At 52.1% G+C, this 16814-nt stretch carries 15 protein-coding genes; 10 read left to right on the top strand and 5 right to left on the bottom strand.

What is annotated here, in order from left to right:
* Positions 1-43: 43 nt before the first annotated feature.
* On the bottom strand, positions 44-472 hold the full coding sequence (locus M2407_RS03975) for a universal stress protein (protein ID WP_020826219.1): 429 nt from the start codon (positions 470-472) through the stop codon (positions 44-46).
* 177 nt (positions 473-649) lie between these two features.
* On the bottom strand, positions 650-1366 hold the full coding sequence (locus tag M2407_RS03970) for an autoinducer binding domain-containing protein (RefSeq protein ID WP_020826218.1): 717 nt from the start codon (positions 1364-1366) through the stop codon (positions 650-652).
* A 345-nt stretch (positions 1367-1711) separates the two neighbouring features.
* On the opposite strand from M2407_RS03970, the gene M2407_RS03965 reads away from it, so the two are divergent.
* From M2407_RS03965 to M2407_RS03945, 5 genes are read left to right on the top strand one after another with little or no spacing between them, the layout of a single operon-like run.
* Positions 1712-3241: a 3-hydroxyacyl-CoA dehydrogenase NAD-binding domain-containing protein gene (locus M2407_RS03965; RefSeq protein WP_142815531.1), complete on the top strand. Its 1530-nt coding sequence runs from the start codon at positions 1712-1714 to the stop codon at positions 3239-3241.
* Between the two features lie 9 nt (positions 3242-3250).
* Positions 3251-4462: an acetyl-CoA C-acyltransferase gene (locus M2407_RS03960; RefSeq protein WP_259216783.1), complete on the top strand. Its 1212-nt coding sequence runs from the start codon at positions 3251-3253 to the stop codon at positions 4460-4462.
* A 15-nt stretch (positions 4463-4477) separates the two neighbouring features.
* On the top strand, positions 4478-5689 hold the full coding sequence (hemA, locus tag M2407_RS03955) for a 5-aminolevulinate synthase (RefSeq protein ID WP_122078401.1): 1212 nt from the start codon (positions 4478-4480) through the stop codon (positions 5687-5689).
* Positions 5686-6858 (top strand): MFS transporter, encoded by a 1173-nt coding sequence (locus M2407_RS03950; protein WP_048762016.1) that lies wholly within the window; start codon positions 5686-5688, stop codon positions 6856-6858. Before hemA ends, M2407_RS03950 begins: the two co-directional genes overlap by 4 nt.
* On the top strand, positions 6851-7570 hold the full coding sequence (locus tag M2407_RS03945; protein ID WP_259216782.1) for an enoyl-CoA hydratase-related protein: 720 nt from the start codon (positions 6851-6853) through the stop codon (positions 7568-7570). Before M2407_RS03950 ends, M2407_RS03945 begins: the two co-directional genes overlap by 8 nt.
* Positions 7571-7675: 105 nt before the next feature.
* Here the strand turns inward: M2407_RS03945 and M2407_RS03940 are convergent, their stop codons facing one another.
* Positions 7676-7975 carry a putative quinol monooxygenase gene (locus tag M2407_RS03940; protein WP_046373950.1) on the bottom strand — a complete coding sequence of 100 codons (300 nt, stop codon included), beginning with the start codon at positions 7973-7975 and terminating at the stop codon, positions 7676-7678.
* Between the two features lie 480 nt (positions 7976-8455).
* Between M2407_RS03940 and M2407_RS03935 the strand changes: the two genes are divergently transcribed.
* Together M2407_RS03935 and M2407_RS03930 are read left to right on the top strand one after the other, a co-directional pair.
* Complete coding sequence (locus M2407_RS03935; protein ID WP_310445438.1) at positions 8456-9694, top strand: MFS transporter; 1239 nt, start codon at positions 8456-8458, stop codon at positions 9692-9694.
* A gap of 81 nt (positions 9695-9775) precedes the next feature.
* Complete coding sequence (locus tag M2407_RS03930) at positions 9776-10270, top strand: DedA family protein (RefSeq protein WP_122078397.1); 495 nt, start codon at positions 9776-9778, stop codon at positions 10268-10270.
* Between the two features lie 13 nt (positions 10271-10283).
* On the opposite strand, the gene tolA is transcribed toward M2407_RS03930, so the two are convergent.
* Positions 10284-10727 (bottom strand): cell envelope integrity protein TolA, encoded by a 444-nt coding sequence (gene tolA, locus M2407_RS03925; protein WP_259216779.1) that lies wholly within the window; start codon positions 10725-10727, stop codon positions 10284-10286.
* 90 nt (positions 10728-10817) lie between these two features.
* Positions 10818-11018 carry a hypothetical protein gene (locus tag M2407_RS03920; protein WP_259216778.1) on the bottom strand — a complete coding sequence of 67 codons (201 nt, stop codon included), beginning with the start codon at positions 11016-11018 and terminating at the stop codon, positions 10818-10820.
* A 149-nt stretch (positions 11019-11167) separates the two neighbouring features.
* On the opposite strand from M2407_RS03920, the gene M2407_RS03915 reads away from it, so the two are divergent.
* The 3 genes from M2407_RS03915 (at position 11168) to cycA (ending at position 16797) form a co-directional block, all read left to right on the top strand.
* Complete coding sequence (locus M2407_RS03915; RefSeq protein WP_122078391.1) at positions 11168-11992, top strand: endonuclease; 825 nt, start codon at positions 11168-11170, stop codon at positions 11990-11992.
* A gap of 516 nt (positions 11993-12508) precedes the next feature.
* Positions 12509-14044 (top strand): CDP-glycerol glycerophosphotransferase family protein, encoded by a 1536-nt coding sequence (locus M2407_RS03910; RefSeq protein ID WP_259216777.1) that lies wholly within the window; start codon positions 12509-12511, stop codon positions 14042-14044.
* 1352 nt (positions 14045-15396) lie between these two features.
* A complete protein-coding gene (cycA, locus tag M2407_RS03905) occupies positions 15397-16797 on the top strand; it encodes a D-serine/D-alanine/glycine transporter (protein ID WP_259216776.1) in 1401 nt (466 codons plus the stop codon).
* Positions 16798-16814 lie beyond the last annotated feature (17 nt).

Raw genomic sequence — 16814 nt, 5'->3', positions numbered from 1 at the left:
AGGCAGGCCCACAGCGTTAAACTGCGGGCCTGATTTGAAAGGATTACCGGACAACCATCACCGAAATATTGGCATGGCGAACAATGGCCGCCGCATTGGAACCCAGCAGATAGGTTTTCACGCTCGGTCGGCGCGAGCCGATGATGATCAGATCGGCTTCGATTTCCTCCGCCAGTTCCAGTACCTGATCGCGCGGCGAACCGAAGCTGACGGTGTAATCCAGCCGCTCCAGCGGAAGGTCGATTTCCGCCATGATCTGCTTGAGCTTATCCACCGCCTTCACTTCCGCCTTGTTCTCAAACTCTTTGATGCCGAACGAGTAAGCGGTAACGAATGCCGAGGCGTCCGGCAGCGCATGGAAAAAGTGCACTTTGGCACCGGACATTTTCGCCAGGTACACCACATGCTCCAGCGCATGCTCGGTCAACAGATCTTCTTCAATATCGATCGGCACTAATATGGTCTTATACATATCACATCCCTTCTATGTAACCGTGGTGCCCACAGGGTACTGCCGGGGAGGATAAGGGTGAACCGCTTTGTCGCGCTTTTGTGATCGGCGGTAAATACTGAGTGGGATATTTCCTTATTTAACAAAATATAAACACAACCCGTCTAACGGCTAGCCGAATAATTATTTCAAAGGCGGCTAAATCAGCTGTAAATACACCGCTTTTGCGGTAGCGGCGGTTTTATTGGCCACCGACAGTTTTTTAATCGAGTTACCGATGTGGAAATTTACGGTGCGCTCACTCAAGCCCATTAACAGCGCCGTTTCTTCCGAGGTTTTGCCTTCGCTGCACCAGCGTAAAATATCTTTCTCACGCAGCGTCAGCACATCCTTTATTGCCTCGTCGTTTACCGATATTAATGCTTCGCGCAGCGTTTTGTGGGCGGTCTGCGCCAGCCACAGAAAGAAAGTTTCGTTACGTGCCCCGGCCTGCGGGGACTGAGTGGGGATACTCTTACCGGCAAAAGTGAGGATGCCCAACCGGCCGTAGCAATCCTTGACGGACTGCGACCAGCCTTCACGAATGCCGTACTGCGCCATGCGCCACCACAGCTCCGGTTTATCCCGGTAGAACGGCTCGTCCCAATAGAATTGCAGCGTAGAGTGATGGGCCTGCTCGATCATCGGATCCTGCAGATAGATCCGCAATTTGCGATAGTCCTCAAGATATTGCGCAGGATAATTACCCTCTATCAGCATCTTGGGCCGGCTGGCCGGGTAGCAGGAAAAGACCGTATAAGAGAAGTACTCGAAGCCCAGCGCCTGAGCGCAAGGTGCCAGACGGTTTAAAAAAAGGTCGCGGTCAGACAGGCTGCCAAGCAGATCATCCATCAAAGGCTGAAAGTGAGTGTCCATAACACGGGTTCTCCAGAGCACAGCGCCGCAATCATTAAGTGAGGTTAACTATAGTGGAGGGCTCAGGGCGACAACAGCCGTTTCATATAATAAAAAATACCATGGCTATAACAAAAACAGCTATTCCCCTGCCATTATTAATAAATAACGACTTTATATTGCACCGGCGCTAAGAATTTCGCGAATAACATAAAGCCTATTTATTGTAAACCTGTCACTTCTACCGTTAGACAGTCACTTCGCCGCCAATTACCTTCGCCATAGGCACCTGGTGCTTTTTAAATTCAAATAAAATATAAGCATTTGCGAATTTTGCAAAGCAGAAGAATACTCACGGGGATTTTTATGGCAGAGAATAATACGGTAATAAATTCGGTCGCCGTGATTGGCGCCGGAACCATGGGCAGAGGTATTGCCTATCTTTTGGCACTGAACGGCATACGAACCCTGCTTTATAATCGCAGCGCTCATTCTTTGAATCAGGCACGTGATTATATTGTCGGTGACCTGAATAAAAAAATCGATAACGGAAAAATAAGCCAACAGAAAAAAGGCGAGATCTTGGCCAACCTGGTTTTCTCGCCTGTTTTCGACGCTATCGCCGACAGTGACCTAGTGATTGAAACCATTGCGGAACATGAACCCACCAAGCATGAGATCCTCGCGGCCATTGCCGCCACGGTAAAAAAAGAGGCGATTATCGCCACCAATACCTCTTCGCTGTCGCTGAATAAACTGGCCGCGGGCATAGAAAATAACTCGCGCTTTATCGGCCTGCATTTCTTCAACCCGGCACCGCTGATGAAGCTGATCGAAATTATCCCGTCCTATTTTACCGCCCGGGTCACAACCTTACGCTGCCAGCAGTTGGTCACGGCGATAGGCAAACAGTTTGTGGTCTGCAAAGCCACGCCGGGTTTTATCGTCAATCGCATGGCGCGGCCTTTTTATCTGGAAGGTTTTCGCCTGCTGGAAGAAAACGTGGCGCTGGCACCGCAAATCGACCGTGCGCTCAAGGCCGGAGGCCACTTTCGCATGGGGCCTTTGGAACTGACTGATTTTATCGGTCAGGACATTAATTATCAGGTCAGCAGCCAGATTTGGCAGGACATGCAGTATGACCCCCGCTACACCCCCGGCCATTTGCAACGTTCGCTGGTGGATGCCGGGCTGTTGGGGAAGAAAAACGGCCGCTCCTTTTTTTCTCCCTCGGCTGACACAGCCCCCCCACCGGCTGCCGGCGGCGGTACGCTGAGCTCGCTGCATTTTTTTGGCGAACATCCGCTGTTCGATCTGCTGCAACAGCATGCCCTCGCGACCTGGGCGCCCCTCCCAATAACACGTCAGCCGGAACACCCGGTGCTGGGACGGTTTATCCAGGTGAATGACAGTCTGGCAGTCAAAATCACCGATGGGCGAACGGCCAATCAGCTTGCCGACTTAGCGGGCCTCGATACCTTCGTGATCGACGTTGCACTGAACTACGCCAACACCGCTTTTCTGGTGGCGGCCCACAGCCAACAGGCTACCGAGACGAATAAAGCGCTGTTCCTCACGCTGCTGCAAGCGGTGATCCCGCAGGTGGAGTTTGTTAAAGATTCCCCAGGCCTGATCGTCGCGCGGGTTCTGAGCAGCCTGATCAATGAGTCGGTGATCATGGTGGAGAGCGGGGTTTGTAGCCGAGAAGACATCGATATCGCCGCCGTGGCCGGCGTCAACTATGCCGACGGTATTTTTGCCTGGCTGGCTCAGCTCGGGCAGAAAAACGTGAAATCGACGCTGGATAATATGGCGCAACTGCTGCATTCCGCCCGCTATTACCCGCATTACTCGTTGCTGCACACCACAAGGCCCGAGCTGGCCGTCGCGCCCTAAGGAAAAATGATGACGATTAAAGACGATGGGGTCTATTTGATTGACGGTACGCGCACGGCGATCGGCGCCTACGGCGGTAGTCTGGCATTAACCCGCCCGGACGATATGGCGGCCTCGATTATTCGGGCGTTGCTGCAACGACACCCGGAAAGCGAGGCGGATGTCGATGAGGTGGTGCTGGGCTGTGCCAATCAGGCCGGTGAAGACAACCGTAACGTTGCGCGCATGGCGGCGTTGTTGTCCGGTCTGGATCAGGGAGTACCGGCGATTACCCTTAACCGGCTGTGCGCCTCCGGGCTGGACGCCGTGATTTATGCCGGCGCAAAAATCAAAAGCGGCCTTAGCGATCTGGTGTTGGCCGGCGGTGTCGAAAGCATGAGCCGCGCGCCCTATGTGATGAGCAAAGGCGAAATGCCATTCGATAAGGGGATCAAACTGTTCGACACCACGCTGGGCTGGCGCTTTGTCAACCCTCAGCTGGCGCAACGCTATGGCAGCGAACCGTTGGGCATCACGGCCGAAAACGTCGCGCAGCAATACCGCATATCCCGCGAGGATCAGGATAATTTTGCCCTGGCGTCGCAGCAAAAGGCCTGGCGGGCTATCGAAAATGGCCGATTGGCCAGGGAGATCACCGCGCTGGATGTTCAGGTCGATCGCAAAAGCCGCCAATCCTTCGCGCAGGACGAGTTCCCGCGCCAGACTACGCTGCAAAAACTGCAGGCGCTGAAGCCGGCCTTCACCCCCGAAGGCTCGGTCACCGCCGGGAATGCCTCAGGTATCAATGACGGTGCCGCCGTGCTGTTGCTGGCCAGCGGTCGCTATGTCAAGCGCAAGTCACTCCAGCCGCTGGCGGAAATTGGCGACAGCGCCAGCGCCGGCGTTGCCCCCGCGTTGATGGGCATTGGGCCGATCGCCGCGACCGAGCGTCTGTTAACACGTACCGGTTTTACGCTGAATGATTTCGACGTCATTGAAATTAATGAGGCATTTGCCGCGCAGGTGTTGGCGACGCTGCAAAGTTGGCGCATCGACTTCGACGATACGCGAGTCAATCCGAACGGTGGTGCCATCGCCCTCGGGCATCCGCTGGGCATGTCCGGCGCGCGTCTGGTGCTTTCCAGCGCGCTGGAGCTGCATACCCGGCAATTAAGCAATGCGCTGGTGACGATGTGTGTCGGTGTCGGCCAGGGTGTTTCATTGGTGATTAAAGCCCTCTAATGTAAGGAATTCCGTATGAGCGTATTGAACATTCTTGAAGAAAAACTGGCCGAAACCAAAAAACAGGGCCGGTTCCGCGAGTTCCTCAACCTGGAACGCAGCGTGCTGGATAAACCCTGGGCCACCAGCCACGGGCAACAGGGTGAGCGCCGTCTGAACGTCTGGTGCTCCAATGACTATCTGGCGATGAGCCATCACCCCAAGGTGATTCTGGCCACCACCGAGGCGGTAAACCGTGTCGGGCTGGGTACCTGCGGGGCACGCAGTATTTCCGGCACTTCGATCTACCACAGCGAGTTGGAAAGCTTGCTGGCCAAAGCCTACGGCAAGGAGTCCGCGCTGTTGTTCACCACCGGCTTTGGGGCCAATGACGCCACGCTCTCGACGCTGTGCGACGCCATTCCCAATCTGATCGTCTTTTCTGATGAGCTGAACCATGCTTCGATGATTTACGGCATTCGCTACAGCAAGGCGGAGAAGAAAATCTTTCGCCACAATGACGTTGCGCACCTGGCCGAGCTGCTGCAGGAAGCCGATCCGCAACGTCCCAAGCTGATCGCCTTCGAGTCGCTCTATTCGATGGACGGCGACTTTGCCCCGCTGGCACAGATTGTCGCGCTGGCGGAGAAACATCAGGCGCTGACCTATCTGGACGAAATCCACTCCGCCGGCGTTTACGGCCAGCGGGGCTTGGGTTATGCCGAGCAATTGGGCCTGCTGGACAAGATCACCATTATTCAGGGGGGCTTTGGTAAGTCCTACGGCGCTGCCGGTGGCTATATCGCCGCACCGCGCGCGGTGGTAGAAGCCGTACGCAGCTGGGCACCGGCGTTCGTCTTCAGCACCTCCTCCCCCGCGCCGGTGGTGGCGGCGGCGCTGGCCAGCTTCAAATACAACCTGGAACATGACAACCAACGCAAACATCTGCTGGCGATAATCGATCACCTGAAATCCGGCCTGCGCGCCGCCGGTATTCCTCTGGTCTCGGAGGACAGCCATATTCTGCCGGTGCTGGTCGGCGATCCACACCGCAACAAGCACATCAGCAAACAACTGCTCGATGAGTACGATATTTACGTGCAACCGGTCAATGCCCCGACGGTGCCGGTCGGCAGCGAACGTTTGCGGGTTACGCCGACCTCGGCCCATACTCATGAGGACGTGGAATATTTCCTGGCGGCGCTGAGCAAAATCTGGGCCGCCAATGCGTTACGGAGAGCGGGATGAAGTTGACGGACTACAACGGCCATTTTCTTACGCTGTGTCTGATGGCGACCGGCACCTTTGCCATCGGTACCGATGCGTTTATCGTCGCCGGCATACTTGACGAGATTTCCGGCACCTTTGCCGTCAGCCCTGCGCAAGCGGGGCAGTTAATCTCGGTCTTCGCCCTGGCCTATATGGTGTTCGCTCCGCTGACCGCCTGGCTGCTGGGCAACCTCAACCGCAAACATATCTTGCAGCTGGCTCTGGTGTTGTTTATCGCCGGTAATCTGGTTTGCGCCTATGCCGACAGCTTTTTGCAAATCTCCGCGGGCCGCGTACTGGCGGCGCTGGGGGCGGCTTGCTACACGCCGCAGGCCGCCGCCGCCGCAGTCGGGCTGGTGGCGGAAAAACGCCGCGGGCTGGCGATATCGATTGTGTATGGCGGCATGACGCTGGCTATCGCGCTGGGCATTCCCTTTGGCACCTTCCTGGCCAAGCTGATCGGCTGGCGGGAGATCTTCCTGCTGATCGCCCTGTTAGGTGCCGTTGCGCTGCTGGGGCTTTCGCTGGCGCTGAACGCCATCGCCGCGCCGGGGAAACATTCGCTGAAAGAACGGTTGGCCCCACTGCGACAAAAGGCAGTGCTGACCACGCTGCTGATCACCTTCTTCGCCGTCTGCTCCGAACACATTGTTTACAGCTATGTGAGCGTATTGCTGAAGAATACTCAGTTGGGCCCGGAGGCGATTTTGCCCATCGCGTTACTGGTGTTCGGCATCGGGGCCGTCATCGGCAATTTCGTTTCCGGTTTATTGACCGATACCTTCGGCAGTAAATTTGTCCTGCTGTTTTCCGTGTCGATTCAAACCCTTTCATTGTTCCTGCTGGCCTTTTACGTCACCTCACCCTGGTGGGTGCTGGCAATATTTCTGGTATGGGGGATTACCGGCTGGATGTATCTGGTGCCTATTCAGCACCACTTGCTGTCGCTGTCCAAACGTTTTGGCGCGCTGACCGTGTCGCTGAACAGCTCGGTACTGTATGCCGGCATTGCGGCAGGCGGCATGCTCGGCGGCCTGACGCTGTATACCTTGCCTGCTTATTACCTGCCGCTGTTTTCGTTGCCGTTGGGCGCCATCGCCCTGCTGCTGACGCTGCTGTTCTTCCAGGGAGAAAAAAGCCATGACTGACCTGCCACCACCGGTGCTGTATGAACAACAGGACGGCATCGCCGTGATTACCCTGAACCGGCCGGAAAAAAAGAACGCCATCAATTTGGCGATGGCTCGCCTGATCCAACGCTACCTGCAACAGGCCGAGCAGGATGAAAAGGTTCGGGTGATCCTGTTGACCGGTCAGCCACAGGTGTTCTCGGCCGGGATGGACGTCAAAGCCTTTCAGCAGGGCGAACTTCCGGTGATCGATCCGAATGGCTTTGCCGGCCTGGTGCATGCGCGACTCACCAAGGTGATTATCGCCGCCGTGGAGGGTATCGCCTTCGGCGGAGGGTTCGAGATAGCGCTGGCCTGTGACCTGATCGTCGCCGGGCGGGATACGCAATTCAGTTTCCCGGAGACCGGGCTGGGGCTGATTGCGGCACAAGGCGGATGTTCGCGCCTGCCGGCGCGCATCTCCCCCTATATCGCCCTCGACTGGTTACTGACCGGTCGCGTCATAGGCGTGGAGGAAGCCTGGCGGCACGGTGTTATTTCACGGATCAGCGAGGGAAGCGCTCTGGAAGAGGCACGGCTGATCGCCGGGCAAATCGCCCAGAAGCACCCGCTGGCTACCCAGGCGGTAAAAGCCATCGTTCGTCATGGGATGACGCAACATGAGGCCCCCAGCTTTGATTACCAACAAAGCTGGGTAGATCAGGTGCGGTTGGCAGCAAAAGTCTTTTAAGAGCATTCTGAGGGAATGGCAATCATTCGCAGTCTAATTTTTAATCACTACAAGACCGCAATTGAGAAGCCATTGACCCCGCTCTGCGGGGATTTTTTTGCCTGGTTAACCCTCGTCTGAGGGAAAAGGCTGCATAAACAAAAAGGTACAAGGCTTGCTCTGGTGCTGATTGATTAAAGGCACCAGGCGCTTGAAATGCTCGGTTTGGCAATGCGTGTCCAACGCTGCCCGATCGGGCCACTCCTCGACGAAAATAAAATGCCCCGGATCCTGATGGTCAATCAACAACTCATAGGAGAGGCACAGCGCCTCCTGACGGGTTTTCTCTACCAATTCGCGATACAGCGGCAACACCGTTTCAATACGGTCGTGCTTGATAAAATCTTCAGCAATCACCTTTAGCATGGCGTCTTTTCTCTTTCAGTTTATCTGTCATGGGTGGCCACTCTACCCTCGAAGACCAGACTTTGCCTTCATTAATCGTGGTGATAATTCAAAGCTTGTCATTCAGTGATTACGCGCACAGATATTCATCAGCAGGCTTGAATCACGACCAGCCATGTGTGAATTTCAGGTTAACCAATTGTCAATTTTTGGTTTCTACCAACAGATTTTCCGTGGCTGCACAGGCCAGGATAGCGTTCATTGCTGCTTTTTTTTGCCCACAAAGGCCTGACCATTAGTCCTTTAGACCTTTGAGTGAAAACTGAAAACCGACGGTGAATGTTCCGCAGTGGCAATAGGTGCAGGCAAGCTGCCGGCGTTACACCGCCGGCCCCAGTCATTCAACCTGTTTGAGAGGGTAGCCCCGTGAGTAATACGACCAACACCAGTTCCGCGCTCAATTCAGCAATTAAAAAAACGTGGCGCAGATTAATCCCCCTGATGTTCTCTCTGTATTTCGTCGCCTTTATCGATCGGGTAAACGTAGGCTTTGCCAAGGAGGCAATGTCGGTGGATATTGGCCTGTCGCAAACCGCCTTCGCATTGGGTGCAGGGATTTTCTTCGCGGCTTACGCCATCTTCGGCATTCCAGCCAACCTGATGATGAACAAACTAGGGGCAAAAGTCTGGCTTAGCGCCACCACGGCAGTGTGGGGGGCCTTGTCCGCCTGCACCGGTTTCGTCAGCAACGAATATCAATTTATCGCCTTGCGCTTCCTGTTGGGGTTGGCCGAGGCTGGCTTCTACCCGGGTATCCTGTTGCTGGCTTCCCTTTATTTTCCCAATAAGGTTCGAGCCTCCGTGATAGGTATCTTTGTCCTCGGGGTTCCCGCGGCCTTGACCCTTGGCTCGCCCATTTCTGGCGCGTTGCTCGAAATGCACGGCGTGCTGGGGCAGCCAGGTTGGTTCTGGATGTTTGTTCTGGAAGGTTTACCGGCCGTCGTGTTGGGGATCTTCGCCTATTTCTATCTTGACGACAGCCCGGCCAAGGCGCGATTTCTTAACCCGGAAGAGAAGCAGGCGTTGGTGGCACAGTTGGCCCTGGAGCAAACAAATACCGAGGCCAGCAGCGTGAAAGAGGCGTTGAAAAATTCCAAGGTTTGGCACCTGGCGTTTATTTACGGCACCATTCAGGTCGGCGTGTATGGCCTGTTGTTTTTCCTGCCCTCGCAGGTGGCCTCGCTGATGGGCACCAATATCGGGTTTAAGGCATCGCTGGTAGCGGCAATTCCCTGGGCCGTTTCTGCATTTGGGGTCTATTACATCCCGCGTTATGCCGACCGCAAAACCGCCCGCCGCTTGCCCATCGCCATCGGCTGCATGGTGATTGCCGCACTGGGATTGGTTGTTTCGTCCTATGCCGGGCCGACTGTTGCCATTATTGCGTTGTGCTTTTGCGCCGTCAGCTTCCTGGCGGTGCAGCCGATATTCTGGACCTTACCGGCGCAGATACTTTCAGGCCCGGCGCTGGCGGCCGGCATCGGTTTTTGCACCACGCTGGGCGCACTGTTCAGTTTCCTGGCGCCGCTAATCCGTACCGAGGCAGAACTGCGCTTCGATAGCCCGCATGCCGGCCTGATCGTACTGGCAATTTTCTCTTTGCTGTGCGCCGCGCTGATTTTTGCACTCAAAGGGTGGGCTACGCAGAGCACCGAGCGTCAGGCTCAGGTGAGTGGGTAAGCCTGGGCTGAAGCCCATTCGATTTAGCTTATATTGAAGCGGTGAATGAGACACTGACCCTACATTTTCTGGGGGTCATCCATGGAGACATTAACCGCTATTATCACCAAATACGGCCCGGAGCCCGGTCTCCTGTTGCTGCTTATTTTTCTGTTTGCATTGGGCAAGTCAGTCATTTTCATTTCTTCGGTTCTGCCGCCCGCATCGGTGACGTTGATGTTAGGCATTGTCGCCGGCAAGCCGGTGCTGGCCGATGCTCATGTCTGGGCGGCGATAACCCTGGGTGCCCTGCTCGGCTCCGTTTTGTCTTTCCATTGCGGCGCATGGCTTCAAAAGCGCCAAAGCGGGAACTGGCTGCCGGTCAGATACCGTGGCGCATTGAACAAGGCGCAATCCGCGTTACAGAACAACGGGATCCCGTTGCTGTTTGTATCGCGCTTTCTGGCCGTGATGCGCTATACCGTGCCATTGGTTGCCGGCATGATTGCCCTGCCGCGCAAGCAGGTCTATTGCGCCAGTGCGCTGTCTGCCGGGGTGTGGGCCGTGGCTCTGATGTCTGTCGGTCAGCTGTTTTAATGGCCGCTCTCGATTATTGAGGACGGAATTCCAACGCGGCATTCTTAACCACAGCGTAAACCGCCGGTGTCGGGGGTTTGGGAAAGCTGGCATTTGCGGTTGCCACTACAGCCGCACGGCAAAGTGCGGGATCACCGCCTTCAGCCCGGACATCTAACAGCATGCCATCCGGAGCCAACTTGAGTCGTAATGAGCATTCCTTGCCGGCGTAGACGCTGTCATATTGAAAATGACGTTGAATAGCCGCTGCGATCTGCGAGATATATCGGTTGATCTCTCGCCCAGGTGCTGGCGCCGTTTTACCTTCCAATCCTGCGAAAAGGTCATCGACTTCGCCTCCAGATACCTCAGGTTTAGCCGCAGTGCCCGTCCCCGAGCAGCCTGCTAACAACAGCGTTGCGATAACGAGCAATACTGCCGACAGGCGAGTTTCCGATCCTGAATTAACTTTTCTCATGATTCCCTTCCTTTTAAAACCGCCCTATCCGCTGTTGACGGGGGCCTGTTCAGAATGCAAAAAGCCCACGCAAGTGGGCTTTATCGTAAATCAGTTCTGCCGGGTTACGCGCTTCATTTCTCGCTCGCCCGGCGATTGTGTTTTGACGGATAAAGGCGCGACGAACGCTTTCCACTCTTTGCCACCGGCCTGGTCTGCAGAGGCCTTGTTACGCGACTCGTAGTCGTCCTGTTGCCCCGCACAGCCTGACAGTACCATCACACCCAGAGCCATTATTAGCGCTTTACGCATCTCTATCTCCCTATAGAAAAAATTTTCGCAAATGATAACAAATCTCAACTCTTAGCGTTAGCTGAAAGCCGGCTGTGAATTATAATAAGAAAATATTATCATTGGCGTGATGCCCCACTTCCCTATAAGCAGTGAGTTTCTGATAGCCCATGTATCAATACCCTGAACATCTGACCGGTGAGGTCGCCAACCTGCCGCAGAGATGCGGGGTTTATTTTTTTCACGGCGACAACGGCACCTATCCCCTCTACATAGGCAAGAGCGTCAACATCCGCCGCCGCGTTCAGTCTCATCTACGCAATCCGCGCGAAGCTCGGTTGCTTGCCGCCACCCGCCGCATAACCTGCATCGAAACCGTGGGGGAGATTGGTGCGCTGCTGCTTGAATCCTCCCTGGTGAAACAGCAAAGCCCGCTCTACAACAAGCGGCTGCGTAAAATCCGCCGGCTATGCGCGCTGCAGGTACAGGACTCCCAAACGCGAATCGTATACAGCGATGCGCTAGACTTTTCCCGGACGCCTAACTTGTACGGCCTGTTTCTGCGGCGTGCGGCGGCCGTCGATTTTCTGATCGACATTGCCGATCGGGAGCAGCTCTGTCTGACGTACCTGGATATTGAAAAAGGACGCCCCGGACAACCCTGCTTTCGCCATCAATTAGGCAAATGCGCGGGAGTATGCTGCGGCAAAGAGACCCCGCAAGCGCACCAGAGCAGGCTGCTTGGTGCCCTGGAGCAGGCCCAGGTGCGGCACTGGCCATTCCCCGGCAGGATCGCCATTGAGGAACGACAAGGGCCACTTAAAGCTTTTCATGTCATCAGCAACTGGTTCTACCTCGGTACGGCACCGTCGCTGGATGCAGCCGAAAAACTCAGTTTCCCGGCCGATGAGTTCGACCGAGACTGTTACCGTATTCTTTGTCGGCGGTTATTCCATGAAAGCCGTGAGCACATTCACTTGATTGATACGCCCTGACCCCTGCGTAAGCGGGTTCAACCCGTCACAATTTCACTATCAATATCGATTTTGCAGGGAATGGGTGGTAAGAGATCGAGGTAAATAATGAGGGAAAACTAAACGTGTACTACATTATTCAACTGAACATTCACGCTAAATTGAGGCGTTTTTTAAGAAACACGGCTCAAAATCGGCCTGACTACTGGCGCTAATGCCAGCCCCTTGCCTTCACGAGGTAATCATGAATACAGCATCTGCTGTAATGCTGAACTGTCTGCCGACAAGCTGCTTTATGCCACGTCATTGGCTCACTTTGTATTCCACTGCCCAAGCTAAAAAGAGACGCACCTAAGTTATCAGCGGGCTCCTCCGCAGATAAGGAAGATATTTCTACGATATATTTTAAAACTAATAATTGATTATGGACATGCATTAATATTTACGCTTACATTTACATTTTTTCCGTATTTTTATTGCTGAATTTATGCTAATTTTGCAAGCTTTTGGATAGTGATATTATGGAAAGGATGAATAATGAATAAAATAGCGACCTATCTACTGGCTCCTTTTTTTAAAAGGTTTGACGCGGCTCTCCATCACAGCAACGATATGATAGTGGATTTAGATGAGAAAATTCACACTTTAAAAAATGATATACTTGGCGAAAACAAAAAAAACAGAGAACTGCTTTCACAGTTGCTTGATGAAGCAAAAAATTCAAGTAATGAGTCAAAAAACACCGCAGATAACTTAAACAAAACAAATGAATTATTAATTGGGTTATCAGAAAAACTAGAAAGCGCGATCCCAGAGAATAATCATTCATTACTTGAAATGAAAGATAACATCAACAAAAAAATACTACACATTAATAAAACTTTAAATATAATATCAAAAAAACAAAATCATAGAAATAAAACGCCAACTGTTTTATTTTTAATTCACAACATGAATACATGGTATTCTGTAGCGAACATATACTATGCCTTGTCTGCTGATCCAGATCTAAATGTGATAATAGCCAGCATTCCTCGTTCATTTCCTGGGGTCGATGGCTATACCGGAGAAACCGAAACAAGTAACTCGTTAGCGAAAATTGGCGTTAACCACATGAGAGTAAGCACCAGTAATGACAAAGATATAGCTACAATACTAACGACGCTAGCCCCCGACGTTATCTTTAGACAATCACCATGGGATAATGATATCCCTGATGGATTTAGCGCCGAAAAAATAAATTTCGCAAAAATATGCTATATTCCTTACTATGCTATAAATATAGTAAAAAACATGTCGTCAGGTACTGATTTTGATTTTCAATCAAACCAAGCGCTTCACAATAACAGTTGGAGAATTTATTGTGATACCGAGTATGCGTATCAAGAGCTGTGCCGAAACTCGCTCCTAAAAGGGATTAACGCAAGATATTTCGGTCACCCAAAACTAGACTTCATTCACACACAAATGATTGAATACTCTAAAGAAAAAACAAATCATAAAGAAGTAAATATTCTTTGGGCCCCACATCATAGTATTGATGATGGATGGCTATCTTTTGGGACGTTCGATGTTAACTATTTTGACTTTTTAACATTTGCAGAAGAAAACCCAAAAATAAACATTATGTTGAGGCCCCATCCCGCGCTTTTTGACTATATGAAAGCAAAATCAGAAGAGACAAAAAACAAGGTTGAAGAATTCATTGCTCGCTGGAATTCATTAGACAATACTAGCATTGACTACAATCATGATTACATAGACTCATTCAAATGGTCTGATATTATGGTAACTGATGGCATATCATTCTTGGTTGAGTATCCACTCTTCCATAAGCCAATTATTTTTCTGGAAAACAAAAATCACGCTGAATTTAATGAAATCGGTATAATTGCTGTTAATTGCAGTCATATCGCCAAGGATTTTATCGACGTTAAAAATATAGTTAATAAATTTGAAAGTGGAACTTTAGAAAAAAAACAAACTGCCATCGACAGCCTGGAGGAAATAACCCTTCCGAATAAAGGCAATGTGCATAATCTGATTGCAACAGATATAAAAACGAATTTGTAAAAAATCAACCTTTGTCGCGCCCATAGTTAGGGCGCGTAATTAGCAAGAGGGCGATGGGTATACGACTATTTCTAATGTCGCCATTTTCATTACCCTATTTTCTTGTAGTAAATTACCTTTTCCCTCACCTCAATACCAATATCTCATCAGAAATTCGTTCAGCTTTAAATTAAATATTTAGCAAAAAAACAATTATCCTTTTACATTAAAAATATATTCGCACATATTAAATTATCGAAAATTCCACTATCAAATTTTTTTATTAGGAATAGGCATGTAGTTTTTACACATCATGAAAACTTCGCGAAAATCACCAGACCCTTTTCCTACTCCATACGGTGAGATCCCAGAGCTTCCCCGGTACCTCTATTCGGCCACTGGGTAGCAAAATGCCCAAGAGCGTCAAAGGAAATGATTGTGGCACCACCTTGATCATCTAGCCGACTCCTTGTTAAGACTTGCTATCCATGTATCCATTGGATGCCGTACTCGCCACAGGCAGTAGAGTCATCCCGCAAAAGCCAGGGACGACCTCCATTCCTCCGTTCCTTCCTGGGCAACATCCCGAAATATGAGGCGCCGCCATCTTCCTCCAAGCATCGATACGTACTATGACTAGGGTCCTACCATCACGATTATTACGGTTATCATTGGTACAAACGGTAGTGTCTATACTAAGAATTTCTGTTTTTATGACTACTGACACACATGGGCAGCGGATTAATTCAAGCAAGAGTCCCATTATCAATTTTGCGAGAAATCGACGGGATGACGCTGAAAAAAATAGGCGGGGACGGACCCAGTTTGCGCCAGATCACTCAACTGAACATTCACGCTAAATTGATACGTATTTTGCGAAGCGCGTCTCAAATCTGCGCGTTTGAGAAAAACCGAAAAATAAAAATCCTCGCTAACCGCATGATTTGTTGGCAGGTCGTACAGGCTTCGAACCTGTGCCCCATTGCTTAAGAGTCAACTGCTCTACCGACGGAGCTCATCACCCAACGGCGTAAATTATTCTCCCTTGCCCCCTCGACATCAAACGCTTACACCCATTAGTTTTTCTCATGCGATATTTTCAAGACCCTGTTATATCAACAAGATAAGTCAGATCAGGGCTGTTAATCTGCTACGACGAGGAGTAATCTTCCGCCCCCAAGACGTCCGATTTGCCTCCTCGGTGTAAAGAACAATCGACTTTTATCCCTCGCATAAATGTTGTAAACATGTTGCACAAAGGTGGCGTTATTGCACTACCTTACTAAAGCCGGGCCAACCGGATAATCGTATAAAAAAGAGCCACTTCAGAGCTCGCTATTTCACTCATGACAGGTAAAACAGGACATCATCAGATGGTAGATCACTCTAAAATAGCCACAGACGCCGCGCCTGCGTCAGAAGATCATCTACGGCGAAACCTAACTAACCGACATATTCAACTGATCGCCATCGGTGGCGCTATCGGTACGGGTCTGTTTATGGGTTCCGGCAAAACCATCAGTCTGGCCGGCCCCTCCATCATCTTCGTGTACATGATCATCGGCTTTATGCTGTTCTTCGTGATGCGCGCGATGGGCGAGCTGCTGCTCTCCAATCTGGAATACAAATCTTTCAGTGATTTCGCCGCCGACCTGCTCGGCCCCTGGGCCGGTTTCTTTACCGGCTGGACCTACTGGTTTTGCTGGGTGGTCACAGGCATTGCCGACGTGGTGGCGATCACCGCCTATGCCCAGTTCTGGTTCCCGGGATTGTCGCAATGGATCGCCTCGTTGCTGTGCGTCTTGCTGTTGCTGGGCCTTAACCTGGCGACGGTGAAGATGTTTGGCGAAATGGAGTTCTGGTTTGCGATGATCAAAATCGTTGCCATTGTCGGGCTGATCGTCGCCGGGCTGGTCATGATCGCCATGCAGTTCCAGTCGCCTACCGGTACCGTCGCGTCGTTCTCACACCTGTGGAATGACGGTGGCATGTTCCCGAAAGGCATCAGCGGTTTCTTCGCCGGTTTCCAGATTGCGGTGTTCGCCTTTGTCGGTATCGAACTGGTTGGTACCACCGCGGCTGAAACCAAAGATCCGGAAAAAGTGCTGCCCCGCGCCATCAACTCCATTCCGATCCGCATCATCATGTTCTACGTGTTCGCCCTGATCGTTATCATGTCGGTCACGCCATGGAGTTCTGTGGTTGCCGACAAGAGCCCGTTCGTGGAACTGTTCGTGCTGATTGGCCTGCCGGCGGCAGCCAGCGTGATTAACTTTGTGGTGCTGACCTCCGCCGCCTCTTCCGCCAACAGCGGGGTGTTTTCCACCAGCCGCATGCTGTTCGGTCTGGCGCAGGAAGGCGATGCGCCCAAGTCGTTCGCCAATCTGTCCAAGCGGGCAGTGCCGGCTAACGGGCTGACCTTCTCCTGTATCTGCCTGCTGGGCGGTGTGGTGTTGATTTACCTGATCCCGAACGTCATGACCGTGTTCACGCTGGTGACCACCGCCTCGGCGATCCTGTTCATGTTTGTCTGGACCATCATCCTGTGTTCGTACCTGGTTTATCGCAAGAAGCGTCCGGCACTGCACCAGAAATCGATTTACAAGATGCCGGCCGGCAAACTGATGTGCTGGGTCTGTATGGCATTCTTCGTGTTTGTGTTGGTGCTGCTGACGCTGCGCGATGACACCCGCCAGGCGCTGATCGTCACGCCGTTATGGTTTGTGATCCTGGGTCTGTCTTACGTATTCCTGCGTAAGAAGAAAGCCGCCTAACGCCACAGGGGGATAGT

This window comes from Serratia sp. BIGb0234, assembly GCF_024809915.1.
Classification (GTDB): domain Bacteria; phylum Pseudomonadota; class Gammaproteobacteria; order Enterobacterales; family Enterobacteriaceae; genus Serratia; species Serratia liquefaciens.
Note: the sequence above shows the minus strand (reverse complement) of the source record. Positions and strands in the feature narration are given on the sequence as shown.